Consider the following 19,947-nt stretch of genomic DNA (forward strand, 5'->3'; position numbering starts at 1 on the left):
CCCTTTTTGCCGGTTTAACGGCGGAATCCGCAAAAATGCGGGATTATCGGCGGCTTGAGGGGGCTTTTTGAGCCTTGAGGCATTTCAGGCGATACCGTTTGCCGTAGGCTCTTGCATAGGCTACTATTTTGCGGAGCATGGATGTATCCGGTACTTTGGTGAACGGACAAGGATCTGGACGGGTGTTCACCTCCAAGATCCATGGATACCATCGGTGATCGATGGCGATATCAAGCCCGAGCTCTTTCATCGCGGGATAAGCGCGGCTAAACTGGGCGGCGGTCAGATAAGCCAGACGGTCCATATCGGCAAGAATTCGGGCGGTCTGCTTCTTTCCGGCAGCCGGCACGAGCAGCGACCGCGGCATGAAAATCGTACCGCCTTGGCTGCCATTGCTGACGATTTTACGGGGATGGGCAACCCGCGCAATGGTCCCGGTCCGTTCCCACCTGCCGGCCGGATTTTTTTGGATCACTACGCGAAAATCATAGGGGCGTCCCCGGTATCTCAGCACGTGAATTCCTTTTTGAATCAGATAGCTCCGCTTCCCTATGTGCTTGCTAAGAGACAGGTACATGGCTTGAAACGTAGGGAAGGTGAAGGCCTGTACTCCTTTTTGATACCGATAGCCCTTCTTTAATTTGTCCACTCGCATCACCCCGATACCCAAAGACCCTGATTCGGGCTTCACGTAGACCATGCGGTAGCGATTGAGCATCTCATCCAGAAGCTTGCGCGAAAACCGGCGAGTGATCGGGACGTGACTTGCCAATCTCCGGTCCTGCAGCACGACCCGGGTCTTTTCCCATTTGCTGGATATGAACGTTATTTTGATCAACGGTTGAACCCTCATTTCTGAGCTAATGTGACTTGCGCTATATCATACGGTGGTGGATGTACAGAGGTGATTGCAGCTGGCTTTTCCCCATCGCAATGGGCTGATGGACGAACACGGGTTGCCAGGGGTGCATACAGTAAGTATGAATCTTGGGGCAATATGCTGTGAGGAAAGGGGAGGAGGCGGGTGTCAATCCCTGAAGAGCTTCGGCTGACTTTAGAGCGAATGAAACGGCAGTACCCTTGGTATGCTGCTGCAGCCGGGGAGAGGATGAACGCTGGCGAGTGGGAGGAGCTGCCGCTGGTTACGGCGGCGCTGTTGGAACAGTATTACTACAACGATCAGAATCCGCTGTCCGAAAGGAGTGATTTGTACCGTTATCGAACGTCCGGAACTAGCTCCAATCGCCGCAAAACGATCTATTACTCCGAATCGGATGAAGAAGCTTATATGAAGATCAAGCTGGATGTTTTCCGCCAACTGGTCGGATACGGCGGGTTCCGCAGAGCTTTGGCCGATATGGGTACGGGCCATGCGGAAGCGACTGCGGTGGAAGTATTCCGCCGTCTCGGGATGGAAGCGGAATCCGTGTCATTTCGTCTGCCGATAGAGGAGCACTTGGCGCGGCTAGAGCAATTTCAGCCTGAGGTGCTGTATACGATGCCCTCCATTCTGGAGCGTATTCTGCTTGCATCGGACAATCCGAAGTCCTATGGAATCCGCCACGTCATTCTTGTAGGCGAGATGGCTTCGCCGGTGTGGATCCAGCGTGCGGCTGAACGATTGGGCTTGAATGTGCAGCAAATTACCGATACGTACGGTTCTATTGAGATAGGAACTATTGCGTACTTTTCTCATGAGCATGGAAGATATTTGTTCACGGAGGGTTTGCTCGCGGAGGGGGTTGCCGCCGAGGCTGTCGGGGATGGATTGGAGCCGTTGACAGAACCGGATGAGCAGGTGCTCGTGCTTACTTCGACCGTCAGGGAATCGTTTCCTGCCATAAGGTATGTGACGTATGATGTCGTACGCGATTTACGTCCCATTCTGGTCGATGGCGTCTCGCGGCAAAGCTTTCAAAGTATAGTGAAGCGAATCGGGCCTGATTTAAAGCACGGAGAGAAAATTAGCATCTACGATATCGAAGATGCCGTTTTTCGCCGTCTGAGCACGGCCAGTGTACGCGTGAAAGTAACAGGGAACTCACTTGCCGTCTATATATACAGCCCCCATGCGGAGGGGAGCGTTCTGGAGGGCATTCGGGCCGATCTGGAGAATCGCATTCCGGAAATTGGAGCTATGATTCGCGCGGGAATTTTGCAAGGCATCCAGGTCATTGGAGCGGACTTCGACGACTCGGATCATCGGGGCTCCGTCAAAAACAAAAAAATAAGCTATGAGATCGAGGGATGAAGATGGAGCTCGAAGGAGGCATAGCCGAAACAATCGGGGGCACCCCGCTCATCCAGCTGCGCAAGTTGTTCAGGGACGAATCGTTTTGCGTATTCGGGAAGATGGAGTGGATGAACCCGGCCGGGAGTGCCAAGGACAGACCGGCTCTATTCATGCTGCGCGAAGCCATCCGGCGGGGGGAGGTCACAAGCAGCAGTGTGGTGATCGAATCCAGCTCGGGCAATCTGGCGATCAGTCTGGCCCAATTGTGCTGTTATCTGGGGCTGCGCTTTATTAGCGTTGTCGATCCTCGTACCACGGAGCAGCATAAGCGGATGATTCGCGCTTTCCACGGAGAGATTGATTTGGTGTCCGAGCCGGATCAGGCAACCGGAGAATTTTTGCCCGCAAGGCTTCGCAGGGTGGGAGAATTGCTGAAGCAAATACCGAACAGCTACTGGACGAATCAGTACGGCAATCCGGACAATTACCTCGCGCATGCCGAAACGACGATGAAAGAAATAGGGGATCAATTAGGCCCTATCGATTATTTGTTTTGCGGCGTCAGCTCCTGCGGTACGATCCGGGGATGCATGGAATATATCCGCAGCCGCCAGTGGACGACGCGCATCATTGCGGTGGATGCGGCAGGCAGCATGATATTTGGCGGTCCCAAGGGTCCGCGTAAATTTCCCGGCCTCGGCTCAGGAATTACACCGGATTTGTATCGTCCCGATATGGCCGATCATGTAGTCTATGTATCGGATCAGGACTGCGTTAAGGGCTGCCGCGATCTGGTCCGTCAGGAGGCCATTCTGGCAGGGGCATCCTCCGGCGGCGTGATAGCCGCTATCCGCCAATGCAGAGGCATGATACCGGAGGGCTCGGTATGTGCTGCGATATTGCCGGATCGTGGCGAGAGATACTTGAACACGGTTTACAATGACGAGTGGATTCGAACGGAGCTGGACCTTCATCCGGATTCTGTGTAGGAGGGACAATACATGCTGTATTTGCACGACGGCCACATCCGTGAGATAGGGGTCGACTGGGGTAAGCTGATTGGATTGATAGAGGAGGTCATCCGGTTAAAGGATGCCGGCCGTACGGCACATCCGTTGAAGCCTTATCTGCGGTTTCCCGATGAGCCCGCGAACCGGATTATCGCGATGCCTGCGTATGTAGGCGGAAGCTTCGACATTGCCGGCATCAAGTGGATTGCCAGCTTTCCGGGCAACCGTCTGCAAGGGCTTCCTCGTGCTCATAATACGATTCTGCTGAATGACAGCTCCACGGGCAAGCCGCTTGCCTTTATCCATAGCGGTATGCTGAACGCGATTCGTACGGCGTCCGTCAGCGGGCTCATGCTTCGCGCCTACCTTGCAGCTCGAAGACAGGACTCGTTGCGAGTCGGCATTATCGGCTGGGGGCCTATCGGCCGGCTTCATTTGGAGATGGTTAAGCAGGTGGTTGGCGATAAGCTGGAGCGGGTCGCTTTATTTGACTTGAATGGAATCGACCCTAGCTCGGTGCCGATAGATGTTCGGGAGATGACAGTCATTGCCGATGACTGGCGTACAGTATACCGCAGCTCGGATATATTCGCTACATGCACTGTAGCATCCGAGCGGTATATTGATGAGGCGCCGCCGCCCGGAGCGCTGCTGCTGAATGTATCTCTGCGGGATTATCAGCCTGCCAGCGCAGCCCGGTTGAAGGCGATCATCATTGACGATTGGAAGGAAGTATGCCGTGAGAATACCGATGTGGAGCAGCTTCATCTGCAATATCAATTGCAAGAATCCGATACGCGCTCGATAGCGGACGTGGTATGCCGGAATGCTTTATCTGAATATGATGCGGAGGAGCCGATCTATTTCAATCCGATGGGCTTAGCCGTATTTGATATTGCCATAGCCCAGTATTATGTGCGGGAGGCTGTCAGGTCCGGAATAGGGATACCCCTGGAGGAATGAATCAGCAGGAAGAACGATAGACGGAAGGTTGCCGTAACAGAGTATAGGGGAAAAAGCGGCGCATGCAAGCGCTTAGCTCGATCCTATACGGTTGCTGGCAACATTTTTTTTTACAACAAGAGGCAAATCGGTATATTATTAAGATAGTGTTATTTCTCTAATCCAATTCTAACTACTCCTATAGGATATTCAAATACGAAAGGAGGGGGCAGCATGTTCATATCTCGGCGGAGCCGCCAGTGGATCATCCTGGTTTGGTTTGTCGTATGCTTCGTTCTGTTCCCATTAACCCCTCCCATCTCACAAAACCTGACATTCGAAGAAAACATGTTGAGCCAGTTCAACGAAACGCCTGCTTTCATGCGGGTCGTGCCCGAAGCCACCAAGATTTCGATTCCCGTTCTGATTCCTCCGGTACCTTGGTTCGACAAAGAGCGTCCCGATCCATGCTACCTGCTATTGATAGTTACCTTTGTTATTTTCCTGCGATCCAAAATACCCAAAATACTTAAGAAGGCCGTGCTGGCCCCTCTGAAATATACCTCGGATTACGTGGGCATCGCTTATTCCAACCTAACCGCAAAGTAGGAATGAATAAGTGTAAGAAGAGGGGATTTCAATGACGAACATGCCATTATCACAAGAACAAATTGCAGCACAGCATCAAAAAGTAACCCGCACTAAATTTCTGCAGCGCATTTTTTTCATGGTATTCGGATCGGCAATATTCTCGGTAGGTCTGGAAATTTTGCTTGTACCGAACCATATTATTGACGGGGGTATCGTAGGGATATCGATTATTTTATCGCACCTGCTGAATATTCCGTTAGGCGTTTTTCTCGTACTGCTCAATCTGCCGTTTCTGATGATAGGATACAAACAGATTGGGAAAACCTTTGCGATATCGACCTTATTCTCGGTTCTTATTATGTCTATAGGCAGCTCCCTGCTGCATTCGATCAAGCCGTTCACTATGGATCCGCTGCTTGCGGCCGTCTTCGGCGGTATCATTCTCGGTATCGGCGTAGGCCTTGTCATCCGTTCGGGCGGTTCCCTGGACGGGACGGAGATTGTCGCTATCCTGTTCAGCAAAAAAACACCGTTCTCCGTAGGCGAGATCGTCATGTTCTTCAACCTGTTTATTCTTAGCAGCGCCGGCTTCGTCTTCGGCTGGGATCATGCGATGTATTCCCTGATTGCTTATTACATTGCGTTCCGGATGATCGATATTACGATTGAGGGTCTGGATCAATCCAAATCCGTATGGATCATCAGCGATGAATCGGAAAAGATCGGGCAGGCGATCACCTTCCGCCTTGGCCGCGGCGTAACCTACCTGAATGGGGAGGGCGCCTTTAGCGGGGATGACAAGAAGGTCATCTTCAGCGTTATTACACGTCTGGAGGAAGCGAAGCTAAAATCGATTGTGGATGAGCATGATCCGAATGCATTTCTCGCTATCGGTAACATTCACGACGTGAAGGGCGGACGCTTTAAGAAAAAGGACATTCACTAATAAAAAAGGCAGCTCCAGGAGGCTATTGGCCTCTTCGGGGCTGCTATTTTTTTCAACCTGCGGGGCGGAATCCCCGTTCAAGCCTGCGCCGTCAGAATCAGAGGTTAGACCGAAGCGGGATTCCAGCCATCTCCGCCAGCCAATACCTTGTCGACAGCGTAGGCTTGGGCTTCCTCTGCCGTCAGCTGCTTCGACCAGCTAACCCTCTGTTCGGCCGCGGCTCCCGGGCCTTGGTTGCGATACTCGCAAAATGCACTCGTTTGCTCACTCTCCGGCTTGTTCCAATTATCCCATCCGGCCGCGTGAATATGCTCACCCATCCAGCAGTGCAGGAAGGCGGCTTTGGCATAGTTTCTCCATGGTCTGCCCAGATAGACGGATTGTGCCGGAGCGTCGCTGGTAAGACGGCATTCATGGAACACGTAGCCGAAAGGAACCTCCTCCGGGGTAGAGGGAGCCGTCAGCCAGCCGTGAACGGAATCCGCAGGGAACTCCTGCGCATCTTCTTCACCCAGGCGCCGTTTGGAAAAAATTTCGCATTGGCGAAATACGGCTGTAGCCGAGCCGAATATGAAATCGACATCGCCTTCGATGTAGCACTGCTCATAATACTGCCGCACGTTTCTGCGGGGATAGCCTTCACGCGGTCCGCCGAAATGCGCTCTTTTCATGGGAGCCGGAGGCAAAGGTCCGGTAAACAGCGTATCCTGATGGCCGAGAAAGCGGCAGTTTTTGAACACCGCCCGGTCTCCGTCCACATAGGCTGCGAGAGCTTGACCGACAAGGGCGCCGCGTCCGGACGAATTCTCAAACGTAATCCGTTCCGCTGTGAAATCGTCGGCTCCAACGAAAAAGGAGTAGGAGTGAAATGTTTCATAAGGCTCACCGTTCGGGAATGCTTTTCTGGCATAATCATCGAAAGTAATGATCGTGTGCTCCGCGCTTTCACCTATGAGGTGGACCCCAGGCTTTTCCACATGAATCTTTTCTTTGTAAACTCCAGGTTTTATATAAATGACAACTGGCTCGGAGCGGTCGTCCGGAATACGGTCCAGTGCTTCCTGAACCGTGCGGAAATCTCCGCTTCCATCGGATGCTACTATCATGAACGCCTCACCTTTTTCAATAGAAATAAGTAAATGTTATGCATCCAGTTTACCAGATCGAACGTAAATACAATAGAAGTATTCATAGAGACAGGCTGGGAATTACGGGATAGGGCCGCTTGGATTTTTTATTCCAATTCGATGCAGCTTCCTCTTTTGGAAGGCATTGCTATAACGGTTTTCCTTGCTGTACACTAAGATAGGGATACTGGAATGGAGATGAATCGATGGACAATGTGAGGCGCTTTTTTGCAAATTTAACGGTAAGACGATTTTCCATTCTTGCGGTTGTCTGCCTGCTGCTGTTTAGTATAAGAGATATGCTGAACATGGTGCTGCTAACCTTTTTAATCGCTTTTGTCATGCATAGCCTGCAAAAGGTCGTATCCAAAAGAATCAGCAAGTATGTTGTGGTGAACAGCAAGGTTATTATTATTTTGCTGTATCTGATCTTTGTCGCTACGATAGTTTTTGCGCTCATTCATTATGTACCGAAGGTATTTATTCAAATCAAGCAGTTGAAGGACAGTCTGGTTGCCTTTACGGCTCTGCCTGCACCTGAGGACGAGTTTTCCCGTTATATTTACAAAACGCTGAAGGATTTGAACCTGCAAGCTTACGTCAAGCAGGGCTTCGAGTACGTGCTTCGAATCAGCAATTGGGGGACGACCTTCATTTTGTCGTTAATCTTGAGTCTGGTCTTCGTTCTGGAGAAAAGCCGCATTGCTGCATTCACATCCCGGATGAAAACAAGCAAATTGTCCTGGCTGTACGAGGAACTGGAGTACTTCGGCAAAAAGTTCATCCTGTCGTTCGGCAAGGTGATCGAAGCCCAGCTGTTGATTGCAATCTGCAATACGGTATTTACGGTTATCGGACTGTGGATTCTAGGCTTCCCTTACTTGTTTGCGCTGTCCATCATGATCTTTCTTCTGAGCCTTGTTCCTGTGGTGGGTTTTGTGGTTTCTTTGGTTCCGTTATGTCTGATCGGGTACAATATCGGCGGACTGACGATGGTGATCTATGTTGTTGTTATGATCGCCGTCCTGCATGCCTTGGAAGGATACTTGCTCAATCCGAAGCTGATGTCATCCAAAATGAACCTTCCGATGTTCTATACCTTCGTTGTTCTTGTCTTCTCGGAGCATTATCTGGGGGTATGGGGATTGATTCTGGGGATTCCGATCTTCGTCTTTTTGCTCGATATACTGGATGTCAATACGAAAGAATGAGCTGAAAAAAACTGCTTTTCGTTTCCTGTGAAAAGCATTAAAAAAGGCAATCCGTACGTAAGTGGGTTACGACGGGTTGCCTTTTTTAGCGTGATAACTGCGCACATCACCTGAATCAGCTGCGCAGCTGTGTTAAAGCCGCAGCGGGTAGAGCCCGCTTAAGCTTCGTCGTCCTCCTGCAGCAGCAGCTCCTGCACCGCTATCAGAGCCTGAGTCCGGGAGGAGACTCCCAGCTTCTCATATAGCCGTGAAAGATACACCTTGACCGTCCCCTCTGATAAAAAGAGCTCTGCGGCGATCTGCTTGTTAGTGGCTCCCTGCCGGAGCAAGCGGAGCAAATTCAATTCGCTGCGGCTTAAGGACACGTCCGAAGCAGAGGAGGCTTGGGCTGCCGGACGTTCCCCGTTCGGGAACAAACTTAAAAGCATGGCGACGTAAGCCGCGGAGACTGGGCTTCTGCCCCTGCCGGCTTCCGATTGAGGCGGACCTTGCTTGGCATAGAGGGACAACAATTCCGCCATCGGTGTCCCCTCATCCAGAAAGCTGCGGACATATTGGTTTTTTTCGCCGATTAGAAGCGCTTCATGAAGATGGCTCAGAGCATCGCTGCGATGTCCCCTCTGATATTCAAGAAGCGCCTGCAGATTGCTGATTTCTAACAGACTCGAGACAAGCTGCTCCCTTTCGCATTGAGGCTTGAGCAGTTCGAGCAGGCGAAGGGCTTCCTTCTCCTTGCGCTGCTTAGCCAGCAGCCGGACAAAGGTGACATAGTGGAATTCCCGGCTGAAGGTAGGTCTGTCCTTGACGGACAGTTCGAGCGGGGCAAGCTCCTTCCTGGCTTTGGCCAGTTGTCCTTCCCTCAAATACAGACGGGCTTTGAACGCTCTCAGCAGGTTCATCCAATGCATCCAGTTGGTGCCGAATTCGCTGCGTGCCTTTTCCATTACTTCCTCGATGATGGAGTGGGCCACGTGAGGCCTGCCTTCCGCTGCATGAAGCAGAGCCTGCGTAATGCGAAGCGGTACGATCAGACCGGGTGTTGCCTTGGTTAAGGCAGCCCCTTCAACGAAGGAGGCCGCTTCGCGGGAGCTGTCCAGCTTGTTCCACTCGTAATACCCTTCGGCAAGCGACTGCTTCACGTACAAATGAATGAGCGAATGCTGCCAGCCATGCGACTCCAGCACCCCCATGAACAGCTTGCCGACCGCTTCGGTTTCGCTCGACAGCTGTCCCTTGAGGCCTAGGGAAGTCCTTCTTACCAGCGGCTCGGTTATGTTGTAGTTGAAGCCGTAGTAGATCGGATTGGCCGGCAGCATATCGTTCAGCAGGCTATCCTTGGAGGATAGCCACTTGTCGAATGCCCCGGTAGAAACAATTATGTTCGATCTCACGAACAGGATGCCGCTTTGCAGCTGCTTTCGTCTTGCCGTATCGTCTAATCCCAGGCATCCGGCCTCCACTGTATCCAGTACGGTATCGGAGCGCTGCAGCTGTCCTGTCAGCATGAGAACAAAGGAGTGCAGAAGCAGCGTTTCGAGCGACAGCTCGTAGGCGGCAGGGAAGCTCTCCAGCCAGCGAAGAAGGGTGACCACCTCACCCCGCTGCAGAACCGCAGGCAGATGCCGTTCCAAATAAAGCTCCGCCAGCGGATACGCTTCGGCAGCTAACGCATGATCGATAGCTTCGTCCATCCACCCCCGTTTGGCGTTCTCCATGCTGGCCCGCTTGTTGGATAAAAGCCACTGGCCGGGATCTGTTTTTTGCAAAAGCTCCCGCAGGTACCGGGCGAACAACGGATAGTAGCGAAACCATTGGTTATCGTCGTCCAGCGGGACCAGGAACAGGTTCAGCTGCTTAACGGTTTCGAGCATAGTGAGGTTGTCCAAGTCAGGGCATATGGCAGCGCATATTCGCAGATCCATCCGATCCAGCACGCTGGTGGCCAGCACAAAGCGATATACATCGTCCGGCAGCTTGGATAGGACCTCATGGAACAAATAATCCGAGATGCTGCGGTGGCTTCCTTGAAATTCCGCGATAAACCGGTCGTAGCCCCTCTCGGAGCGCAGCGCTATCGAGATCAATTGCAATCCGGTAACCCATCCTTCCGTTCGCAGCGCCAATTGTTCGATTTGCGGGCTGGACAGGTTCAATCCCGGCATGTTCAGGAAAAACCGTTCGGTTTCCTCTTGGGTAAACTGCAGCTGCAGGGCGTGAATATCGTGACGCTCCTCCCTAATCATCCATTTTGCAGTAGAGAAGGGCAGCTCCGTTCGCGTGGAGATCACTATATGCATGGCAGGGGGCAAGTAGTCTATGAAATACGAAAGACTATCATGAATCCGCTGCTCGTCTATCTGCTGATAATTATCCAGGATAAGAGAAAGGGGACCAGGCAGCGAATACAATTCGTTGATTAAGGCATCCAGAAAGGTGCTGATGGAGGCGCTGGGAAGAATATGAACCAGAGGCAGGAAACGACCGGCGCGGTCCGGAACGGCGGATGCAAGTGCATGAACGATATATCGCCAAAATCGGAGCCAATCATTATCCAGGCGATCCAAGGTCACCCAGGCGCTGTGCTGTACCCGGGCATGCGCCCATTGAGCCAGTAACGTCGTTTTACCGAACCCTGCAGGCGCACAAATCAGCGTAATCCGGCCCTTTACCCCTTCGGTAACTGAATCCAGCAGCCGGTCTCTTGGGATCAGATGATCCTTGAGAGCAGGGACGGCGATTTTCGGTTTTAATAAATTAAGTTCTGTGTCCGTTGTTGGAATCATAGGCTCCTCACACAATTTGACAGGATTCATCAGGGAATCAAGTCGGATCTATGTTTCATTATAACGGAATATAGGGAAAAAGGTCACTTGCAGGAAGAGGGTAAAATGGAAAGATGCAGGTGAAATCCACTGGAACCAGCTTTTTGGGAAAAACAGAAAGCACCGGGCCCTTTACGAAGGCCCGGTGCTAATTCAGATGGTATATGAGCTCGCTATACCGTTGCTTTTGAAATGTTCTGAACCGCCTGATCGCCTAAGCGTTCCTTAAGCTGCTGCAAATACAGGCTGCGCGGCTCCACATGCTGTCCGTACTGATCCCAGAAGCCGTCTTCACGGGGGCGCAGGTCATGCTGATTGGGCAAAAACGGGCGCTCCTTCGTTCCCGCGTGCCCTATCGCATAGTTTTGGGCAGTTGGAGGCTGCTGCACCGTGAGCTTGCCTTCCGTGTTCCAGGCGACGTAGTTCGCGCCGGCCCAGCCGTGTCCGCTTCCCATCCATCCGCGGTCGCGAATATAGATAGGGGAGCGAACATTATCGAATAACCCGCCGACCGACCAGCGATGATGGGGCTCGCTGGCATTATAATCGATGCGTGATTCGCTATCGAGGAACACGTTCGGCCCGCTGACTTTGGCATCGAAGACGAAGGCATGGCGCGCCGTTTCGGTATCGCAGCGCTGTACGAGCGCCAGCTGCCCCGTCACATGGAAGCAGTAGCGGCGTCCGCCGGTAATGATGCTCACCATATCGCGGACCGTGCAGTCCTGAACGGTCACCCATTTGGCATAGCGGTCGATCGTAACGAGAGAATGCTCCAGATGGTATCCTGTCACATCGCGAACCCAAGCGTTCTTGACATAATTTAACCTGACGAAGTTAACGGTATGGGACTCGTCCGCGCAATAAGTCGTGCTGCCGGGCTTTCCGTCCACTTGGGTGTCCGTAATGTCTGGATTGAAGTCGGAGTCAATTCTGAGCTGCTCCAGACCAACATGTTCGATGCGTCCCTTATCGTCATACATGAACAGCCTTCCGCCTCCCCAGCGGGCTTCAATCGCATTGGTGACCGGTGCATCCAGCGTAATCCGGTTGCCTTCAATGTCCGTAATAACGCGGTCAAACAGCAGCTCGAACGGTGCCCACTGCTTCGTCCCGCCGGCGTTCGGCCGAGGAGTGATGGTATCCATGTCGATCGCGCTGATCCAGTCCGCATTGCCGTACCGGATGACGGCAACTGTATCACCTATGGAGTAGCCACTGGCATTGGCAACATGAAAGGTCCTGGAGCCGGAAGGAACATACAGGTCCGTAATGTCCGTGCCGGTTTCTTCCACGATACTGGGTTCGCTGCCGAGCACCTGCAGCAGATCCCGTCGAGCTGCTCCGGTTCCGTGGAGAATGGTTCCGTCCTCGCCCTGTCCTTCCCCGCGAAGGACGACGCCGCTTTCGCGTATGTAGAGCGTGCCTGCAATACGGTAAGTCCCTCTCTGCAGCAGCAGTGCGCCGCGGAAGCCGTCTTCACCGATCGGCATACGGGAAATTTCGTCGATAGCTTGCTGAATGCGGGCCGTATCATCGCCTTCGTCGGAGGAAGGGCTTACAATTAAGCGTACCGGTACATCGGGAATAGGGACGCCGCCGCCCTTGTAGCCGCAGTTGGAGAAGTCGGCGATCCGGTTGCCTTTATAATCCGGAACATAGGTCATGCGCCCGTCAGCATCCAGAAAGGCGATCCGACTTTGCTCAGGGGACAGGCTGTCCTGATCCATGACCATAAACGCGAAGCTGTCATAGACAGGGACCTGTTCGTCCGAATGGAGGCAGATGCGGATTTCATATAAGCCGTCGGCAAGGGACGCGGTTTCGAACGCTGCCAGCTGTTCTTGGCCGGACGCCATTCTCAGTTCGGATGGGGTTTCCAATACACGGGAACCCGAGGTACAGACCAGCTCGAGTGCCAATCGAATGTCCGAATAAGCCTGTATCCGGATAGCTGGCGCAGCAGCCCCGGGCGGGAGGATAGCCTGATGGCCGATCTTCTGCAGGAGTGAAGGATGCTCCATTGTCCAGCTCGCGATGCCTGGTACGGCTGCATCCTCGTTCAATGAGGGATGGGCTTCGTTTAGCATTCGTACACTTCCTTTGTTATCGAATTGGTAGGGGGGCTAAAGAGAATCACAAATCACAGATTCTCTAAATAATCTTGGATTGATATTTTTTACATACCTTAGATCTTACAATGGGAGCACCGAACACTCAATGGGGTAACTTATGGTTTGCTGTCCATATTTATTTTCGGGTTGGGATGAATAGAGAAGAAGGGCCCGCCGTTATGGGGAGCCCTTAATTTTTCTTTCCGTATTCATTTATTCGATGGGTAATTGCCAGTTCACATCCCGATGTTCCTTCTGTATCAAGTTATAGCTTATAGTAAGCTCCTCAGGCTGGTGATCCAGTTGAGGGATAACGAGCGCTCCGCGAACGGTAACGAGACCGTTCTCGTCTCTTGAAGATGTTTTCTGCAGATAAGCATCGTATTCCACTCCCTTCTCATCCTTAACCTTCCACTCGTCCAGATTAACGATGCCTTGGGCATAAGCAGCCTCTACTTCAAGCACGCCGCCCCGGTCGCTGATCTCCTTATCACCGATTGTCAGCTTGGCGTCATCCTGTTTCCACACGAACTGCTTGAACTGTAATCGATTTCCACCACTTTCCAGGTTTACAGGCTCTTGGCTCAACTGAGCTGGGGTCAGCTTGGCATGGAAATCAGCCAATTCACTTGTATAGATGGAATGAAGCTTGAACGTAAGCTTGCCGTACTTATCGGATGGCAGCGGCGAGAACGAATGCCACAAGGTCATGGCACTCCCGTCACCTGTTCCCGAGATTCCGTTTACGATGGAATTTTTGGCGATGCTGAGCCCCGAGTCGAATAAGTCATCCCATGCGGCGGCCACACGGCCCTGCTCGTCGATAAGCTCATAGGACAGCTGATAGCTTTTCAATTGGTTGGCAGCGAAGGGATCCAACTTTACGGCGCCGGTGCTGTCCGTCTGTTTGGGGATCGCAGCTTCGATCCTCTCGTTAACTTCCGGGGATATTCTGGTATCCAAAGACAGCAAGGTGACGCTAGGAGCGAATATCGCACGTTCCAAGCCGATCGTCAGCCCTTGAGGAGTAGTGTACTGCTTGTCAATCTTGACGGTCTTGGTTGCCGCTTTCGCTTGCGACATATCAATAGGAATGTCAAATTGCCAATTGCCGCTCGTGCTGCCGATTTTCGTCCAACGAATCTCGGCTATCAAATTGTCCGGGACTTCTTTGCCGCTGCCGACGGCTTCCGTAAGCTCCTGCTTCACCATCAGAGAATGATCGTCTTTACTGGTAGTCCAACCGCCTCCCATCGGACCCAGCACCGGAACACCCGATTTATCCTTGATAACAAAATCCACATACATTCTCATATCGTTGGGATCGATGTACTGCCCGTCGGGACCTTTGGCTTCGGCGATAACGGCGATGCGCACCGGATCGGCCATAACCTCCTTGACTTCCAGAGTGATGCCCTGATCGGTCGTTTTTAAATCCAGCGGGTGAACGAAGCCTTTCTGTACGGCGTCTACCATGCCCTGATCCACTTGTTCCGTATTGTTGAAAAAGCTCTTCACATAATCGGCGAAGGTTGGTGATACGAAGGTGCCCAGCGACACGGCTACGGCCAAGCTGGCAACGGTAATCGTTATTTTTTTCACGATATCTACACTCCTTTTTTTCCAGTCCATCTTAAAGGCGGCGATAGCCTTTCCCTCTTCCGCAACGGGTTCGGCTGCCGGAACATAAGGGGCGACTTTATCCAGAATTTCAGCGGTAAAATCTGGCGGAACGTCCGCTTCATTCATCGCATCGTCAAACTGATCCCAAGCATCCAGATAAAGCTCCAGCTCCCGGCGGCATTCGCTGCAGGTCTCGAGATGCTTCTCCAGCCGGACGCTTTCCAAAGGGGAAAGCCGATTGTCCATGTAGGCTGTCAATTGGTTAGATTTCATGCACTTCATAGAGAAACGCCCCCTTCGCTTCGGGATCTTTCAAGCTTTCGCGCAATTTTTTGCGGGCGCGATACAATCGCATCTGCACCGTACTGACCGGGATAGAAAGGCGCTCCCCGATTTCCTGGTAGCTTAGAAATTGAATATACCGCATGATCAACACAGTACGGTAATCTTTGTCCAGCTCCATAATGTGGGACTCCAGCGCCTGCTGCCTTTCTTTCTCCAAAAAAACAGTCTCTGGTGTTGAGGTTTGAACGGGGTCAAAGTCGATCCCGGTCATTAGAGGAGTGCGTTTGCGCTTGCGAAGCTCGTCGACGCACCGATTGGCGGCGATCCGGTAAAGCCATGCCGAGAAGCTGTGCTCCGGCTTGTAATCGCCCAAATGGTTATAAGCGTTAATAAAAACCTCTTGAGCTATATCCTGAACTTCCGGCGAATTCCCGAGCATCCGCTGGAGGAGGGCAAACACTCTTACCTTATACCTTTCGATTATGGGACCGAACGCTTGTTTATTTCCTTGCAGAATCTGTTCTATTAATTGTTTGTCATCCTGCATGTTCACCCTCCTATCCAAAAAGGTTGCTGCGCAGCAAGGGTCCTTTTGGTTCGTTCATTTATGTATTACGAATTCCAGCGGAAAACCTTTCTCGCAGGGCGAAAAAAAAAATCAACTCCACCTTTCGTGGCTAGGTAAGGGGCACCGTATTTCTTTTTTAGTCCGGGCGCCTCAGCTGTAACGTACAAGCCCGGGGCTGTCCTATGTCAATGGAGGGCAAAAGGCTTCATGGCCGGCGCCATGCCTTATGTAATACAATACGATCAGCGATTGCAACCCTATCGTGTTTTATATTGGCCCATGCTTATTGTCACACGATCCGGGTACCCTGCAAAATAAAAATAGAGAGCCTGATCTCCAGGCTCTCCGCTTGTTCAATATTTCACTACCGGCCATTTCTCCTTGCGAAGCGAACGCATCAGCTCCGGAGAGGCGTGCAATGTTTCCCGAACCATCTGTTGAGGCGTTAGCGCCATCCACTGATTGAGCGATACGTCGGCGAACCGGCTGCTCTTGAACATCTCCAGGAACCATAGGCTTTGGTCGCCTGTATTCTGAATGTAGTGGCCGTAGGCGAACGGAACATAACCGACATCCCCGGCGCGGACGTCGAAGGTTCGGGCATTGCCGTTAGCGGCAAATACAGTCATGCGGCCCTTCCCTGTAAGATAGTACTGCCATTCGTCATTATTCGGATGCCAGTGCATCTCTCTCATACCGCCGGGCTCGATCTCTACCAGGGCGGCCGCGATGCGGGTAGAGATAGGGAAGTTGGTGGAGTCGACGATGCGGACCGTGCCGCCCGGTGTGCGGATCGGCTGTTGGGCATACAGGCGGTGTACGAAGCTCAGAGGTATGGTACCGTAAGGGTCTGGCACCTCTTGGTCCGATATCGGACCGGGGACCGGCGCTTGAAAGATATATCTTTGCTTGTTCGGAAGGCCGGCAAAGGCGCTTTCCGGGATGCCGAAATTGGCGGACAAGACGTCTCGCGGCGTATGGGCGAACCAGTCCGTGATGCTGAGGGTGTTGTTGTCGGAGAAGGTGCCGTCATCGAAGACCAGTAAAAATTCGCAGCCGCCCTCCAGACCCTGGATCGAGTGGGGAATACCCGGAGGAAAATACCATAGATCCCCCTGCTCGACATCCGCAATAAAGTTGCGTCCATCCTGATCGACGGCTGTAATTCGGGCGCGTCCGAGCAGCATCAGCGACCATTCCGCCTGCTGGTGCCAGTGGAGCTCCCGGACCCCTCCCGGGGTCAAGGCCATATTGACTCCCGAGATCGTAGTCGCGATCGGAAGCTCTCTCTCGGTTACCTCCCTTGCCCAACCGCCGTGCTCCAGCCTCATGTGCGTATCGGAAAAAGAGAATCTCATATTGGGGATCGTACCCGCATCGGTTGGAGGCGGAACGAGCATATCGGGGTTCTGCAGGTCGCGCATCACATCCCTGGGTCCGCGATCGACGGTACCGGTACCGTCAGCCCGTATAGGCTGGGGCACCTGCACCTCTCCTGAACGCTGAGGCGGTTTTTTGCTCATGATTATCACTCCTTTCAGTTTGTCGAAAAACCCGACTCCAGTGTTCCTAAAGTAACTTACTCATCTTTTTACCTTATGCCGGGGACGAGTTGATGTATGTCTGGATAAGAAGCGCAAAAAAGGACGAAAAAATACGGCCGCCCGACAAGGAATCTCATGCTGCTTGAGGAATCTTTTAATCAAGCAAGAGAGCATCCATAAAGGAGGAGAATGAATTGACCATAAACCAAACCGCATTCGTGACAGGCGCCGACCACGGGGTTGGACTGGGCTTGGTCCAAGTGCTGCTGGAACGGGGCTGGACCGTATTTGCAGGCCGATATGCCGCTAAGGAAGGGGAGCTGGATCGGCTTCGAGGTGCTTATAAGGAGCAGCTGCATGTAACGGATTTGGATATTGCCGATGATGATAGCGCCAGGGCGGCAGCGGCCCGGGTAAGGGAAAATACGGACCGTATAGACCTTCTGATTAACAATGCAGGAATTTTGGGAGATATCGATTCGACCGTATTGGATGAGCTGGATTTTGCGGAGATGCAGCAGGTTTTTAATGTCAATGCCTTGGGAGCGCTGCGGGTTACGCAAGCGTTGCTGCCTGTGCTGCTAAAGGGCGAAGGCAAGCTGCTGGCCAACATTTCCTCGGAAGCGGGCAGCGTCGGAAGCTGCACTCGCATCAATTGGTACGCTTATTGCATGTCCAAGGCCGCATTGAATATGCAATCGGCTCTTATTTACAACCAGTTCAAGAGCGAAGGACTTAAGCTGCTCGTACTGCATCCCGGCTATGTCCAAAGCTACATGCACGGGGAGCTGAACACCAAGGCTTCACTGACTGTAGGGCAGGCGGCCGCCAACATTATACGCACTATTGAGAATCATGCTTCGTACGAACCGATTGACGGCAAACCGCCGTACATTCATACGGCCACAGGGGAACGATTGGTTTGGTAATCATTTAAGGAGCCGGGGAACCGGAGCATTACGGCAATTCATGACAAGGAGGAGCCCCAGTAATGACAGCAGTTCAAAAGCAGAATGGGAAGGCCGTTATATTAGGAGATATAGAGAACAAGCAGTATCATCCGCTGGATCGTATCCAACAGGATCTCGTGGAGACGCTTGGTGATGATTTCACAGTCACCTTTACGGAAGATTACGAGGTTATGACCCCCGGACGAATTTCTTCAATCGATGTATTCGTTGCTTATACAGATAAGTGGGACGGGCCGGTAACGGACGCACAAGCGGCTGGGTTAACAGAATATGTGGCGTCTGGCGGGGGGCTGGTCGTGCTGCATACGGGGGTTTCCCTGAGTGCTCATGAGAAGCTTTTGGATCTAATCGGAGCCCGGTTCACAGGGCATCCTCCTTATCAAGGGCTGGATTTCGAAGCGGTCAAGGATGCAGCGGGCGAGCTGCATCCGATCGTGCGGGGACTGGAACCTTTTCGGTCGGAGGATGAGCCCTACCAGTATGCTTTTGCCGAGGGGGTAGAGAAGCAAGTTATTCTCCGGTACGTTATGGACGGTGAAAGCTACCCGGCAGCTTGGGTCAGGCAGGTAGGAACGGGGCGTCTGGTATCGCTGATGCCAGGGCATAATTCGAATTCACTGCAGCATCCAGAGGTACGTAAGCTGATTTTGCGAAGCTGCCTCTGGGCTGCCGGGAGATTGTAGCCGGACATTTCAAACTGGGTGTCCCTTGTGAAATTACGGCCGTGATAATAACTCCTAGTAGAATAACCATGTTGGTAAATAGACGAAGAGGCTCGCTTATGGAGATGCCTCTTTTTTTGTGCTGTATCAAGGGTTTAAAGGTTCAATCCGGTCCCAGGTCATAGGCTTCCCCCGTCTTAAGGCTAGGTTGCAAAACCGTCGCCGGTCCGTTTTGCCAAGTCCGGGTTCCGACTACAATAAAGACATGAAGAACAAGAGGTTGGCTTGAAGAACAAACGGCCTAACGAGAACTAAGGTAAAGGAGATAGCAGATATGAATAAATTGTTTCGTTCTACATCGAATCGGAGAGTAACCGGATTGTGCGGAGGATTGGGAGAATACTTGGGCATCAGCCCGACGCTGCTTCGGCTTATTACGATAATCGCCGCATTCTGCAGCTTCGGAACGACAATACTGGTTTATTTTATCGCCAGTCTGTTCATACCGAAACAGTCTTACGTTCATTATTACTAATAACGGATAAAATCGACATTATAGGAGGATTCTAAAAATGGGTGTACTGAAAAGATTGGTTGATATGTCTAGAGCCGCGGCGAATGAAGCGTTGGACAAATGGGAGCAGCCGGTGATGATGCTGAATCAATATCTCCGCGATATGGAGGAGGAGATTCATTCATTGGAGCAGGCGCTTGTTAAGCAGACGGTTACTGAGCGGAGACTGGAGCAGCAAAGAACCGAAAGCGAGCGAGGGGCCGAGCTCAGCGAGCAAAAAGCGGCCGAAGCCATAGCGGCTGACCGTTCAGTGGAGGCGCGGCAAGCGGTAGAGGCTAAACTGGCCTATCTGGATAAAGCTGCACAGTATGCGGAAGCCTACGAGGCTTCGAGACAGCATTCTGCTGAACTAGCCCACCAGCTGGCTCAAGCCAAAGAGGAATACGCGAACATGCAGGCCAAACGCAATGACCTGGCTGCCCGTGCCAGGAAGGTGGAGGCTAGAACCCCGAGCCCTGTATTCAGCAGCGGAGTCCAGACGGGAAGTGCAGCAAGAGGCTTCCAACGAATCGAAGAAACCATCCTTCAAAAGGAAGCTTTTGTGGAGCTGGCGAGCTTGAAAAAGGCGGAGGCTGCTGCTTCCAGAGAAGCTCTGATTGAAGAGCAGCTGAACCGGATCAAGAGCACCGTTGTTCCATCCTAATAGGAAAACGAACTGGTTGCGCATATCCAATAACGAACGGCCTGGAATGATTTCCGGGCCTTTTTGGGTTTCCGGGGCAAA

The 19,947-nt window shown here is 52.3% G+C and carries 17 protein-coding genes; 10 read left to right on the forward strand and 7 right to left on the reverse strand.

Translation table 11 applies throughout. From position 1 onward, the window contains the following. Positions 1-43: 43 nt before the first annotated feature. The gene (locus ABEA66_RS25565) at positions 44-838 is read right to left on the reverse strand and encodes a YheC/YheD family protein (protein WP_345591988.1); all 795 of its coding nucleotides are present in this window, start codon (positions 836-838) and stop codon (positions 44-46) included. Positions 839-1,024: 186 nt separating this feature from the next. On the opposite strand from ABEA66_RS25565, the gene ABEA66_RS25570 reads away from it, so the two are divergent. The 5 genes from ABEA66_RS25570 (at position 1,025) to ABEA66_RS25590 (ending at position 5,722) form a co-directional block, all read left to right on the forward strand. Continuing rightward, a complete protein-coding gene (locus tag ABEA66_RS25570; RefSeq protein ID WP_256865542.1) occupies positions 1,025-2,251 on the forward strand; it encodes a phenylacetate--CoA ligase family protein in 1,227 nt (408 codons plus the stop codon). Continuing rightward, positions 2,248-3,222 (forward strand): 2,3-diaminopropionate biosynthesis protein SbnA, encoded by a 975-nt coding sequence (gene sbnA / locus ABEA66_RS25575; protein WP_345591992.1) that lies wholly within the window; start codon positions 2,248-2,250, stop codon positions 3,220-3,222. The genes ABEA66_RS25570 and sbnA overlap by 4 nt, the downstream gene beginning before the upstream one ends. Positions 3,223-3,234: 12 nt before the next feature. Further along, positions 3,235-4,206, forward strand: coding sequence for a 2,3-diaminopropionate biosynthesis protein SbnB (locus tag ABEA66_RS25580; protein WP_345591994.1), 972 nt, complete (start codon positions 3,235-3,237; stop codon positions 4,204-4,206). Between the two features lie 213 nt (positions 4,207-4,419). Next, positions 4,420-4,794, forward strand: a complete 375-nt coding sequence (locus tag ABEA66_RS25585; RefSeq protein ID WP_345591996.1) for a hypothetical protein — start codon at positions 4,420-4,422, stop codon at positions 4,792-4,794. A gap of 40 nt (positions 4,795-4,834) precedes the next feature. Continuing rightward, the gene (locus ABEA66_RS25590) at positions 4,835-5,722 is read left to right on the forward strand and encodes a YitT family protein (RefSeq protein ID WP_079913789.1); all 888 of its coding nucleotides are present in this window, start codon (positions 4,835-4,837) and stop codon (positions 5,720-5,722) included. Positions 5,723-5,826: 104 nt separating this feature from the next. Here ABEA66_RS25590 and ABEA66_RS25595 read toward each other — a convergent pair whose 3' ends face one another. Then, the gene (locus tag ABEA66_RS25595; RefSeq protein WP_345591998.1) at positions 5,827-6,828 is read right to left on the reverse strand and encodes a pectinesterase family protein; all 1,002 of its coding nucleotides are present in this window, start codon (positions 6,826-6,828) and stop codon (positions 5,827-5,829) included. 227 nt (positions 6,829-7,055) lie between these two features. On the opposite strand from ABEA66_RS25595, the gene ABEA66_RS25600 reads away from it, so the two are divergent. Further along, positions 7,056-8,060: an AI-2E family transporter gene (locus ABEA66_RS25600; protein ID WP_079913756.1), complete on the forward strand. Its 1,005-nt coding sequence runs from the start codon at positions 7,056-7,058 to the stop codon at positions 8,058-8,060. 158 nt (positions 8,061-8,218) lie between these two features. On the opposite strand, the gene ABEA66_RS25605 is transcribed toward ABEA66_RS25600, so the two are convergent. From ABEA66_RS25605 to ABEA66_RS25625, 5 genes are all read right to left on the reverse strand, one after another. Further along, entirely contained in the window at positions 8,219-10,843 is a 2,625-nt protein-coding gene (locus tag ABEA66_RS25605; RefSeq protein WP_345592001.1) for a winged helix-turn-helix domain-containing protein, read from the reverse strand. A gap of 212 nt (positions 10,844-11,055) precedes the next feature. Further along, complete coding sequence (locus tag ABEA66_RS25610; RefSeq protein WP_345592003.1) at positions 11,056-12,972, reverse strand: hypothetical protein; 1,917 nt, start codon at positions 12,970-12,972, stop codon at positions 11,056-11,058. A gap of 237 nt (positions 12,973-13,209) precedes the next feature. Beyond that, on the reverse strand, positions 13,210-14,901 hold the full coding sequence (locus ABEA66_RS25615; protein ID WP_345592005.1) for a DUF4179 domain-containing protein: 1,692 nt from the start codon (positions 14,899-14,901) through the stop codon (positions 13,210-13,212). Further along, positions 14,882-15,451, reverse strand: coding sequence for an RNA polymerase sigma factor (locus tag ABEA66_RS25620; protein ID WP_079913753.1), 570 nt, complete (start codon positions 15,449-15,451; stop codon positions 14,882-14,884). The genes ABEA66_RS25615 and ABEA66_RS25620 overlap by 20 nt, the downstream gene beginning before the upstream one ends. A gap of 374 nt (positions 15,452-15,825) precedes the next feature. After that, complete coding sequence (locus ABEA66_RS25625) at positions 15,826-16,995, reverse strand: oxalate decarboxylase family bicupin (RefSeq protein ID WP_345592008.1); 1,170 nt, start codon at positions 16,993-16,995, stop codon at positions 15,826-15,828. A 215-nt stretch (positions 16,996-17,210) separates the two neighbouring features. Here ABEA66_RS25625 and ABEA66_RS25630 point away from each other — a divergent pair, with 215 nt between their 5' ends. From ABEA66_RS25630 to ABEA66_RS25645, 4 genes are all read left to right on the forward strand, one after another. Next, on the forward strand, positions 17,211-17,945 hold the full coding sequence (locus ABEA66_RS25630) for an SDR family NAD(P)-dependent oxidoreductase (protein ID WP_345592010.1): 735 nt from the start codon (positions 17,211-17,213) through the stop codon (positions 17,943-17,945). Between the two features lie 62 nt (positions 17,946-18,007). Next, entirely contained in the window at positions 18,008-18,670 is a 663-nt protein-coding gene (locus ABEA66_RS25635; protein WP_345592012.1) for a ThuA domain-containing protein, read from the forward strand. Between the two features lie 313 nt (positions 18,671-18,983). Further along, positions 18,984-19,184 (forward strand): PspC domain-containing protein, encoded by a 201-nt coding sequence (locus tag ABEA66_RS25640; RefSeq protein WP_345592014.1) that lies wholly within the window; start codon positions 18,984-18,986, stop codon positions 19,182-19,184. 37 nt (positions 19,185-19,221) lie between these two features. After that, complete coding sequence (locus ABEA66_RS25645) at positions 19,222-19,866, forward strand: PspA/IM30 family protein (protein ID WP_345592016.1); 645 nt, start codon at positions 19,222-19,224, stop codon at positions 19,864-19,866. Positions 19,867-19,947 lie beyond the last annotated feature (81 nt).

This window comes from Paenibacillus vulneris, from assembly GCF_039543185.1.
Classification (GTDB): Bacteria; Bacillota; Bacilli; order Paenibacillales; family NBRC-103111; genus Paenibacillus_S; species Paenibacillus_S vulneris.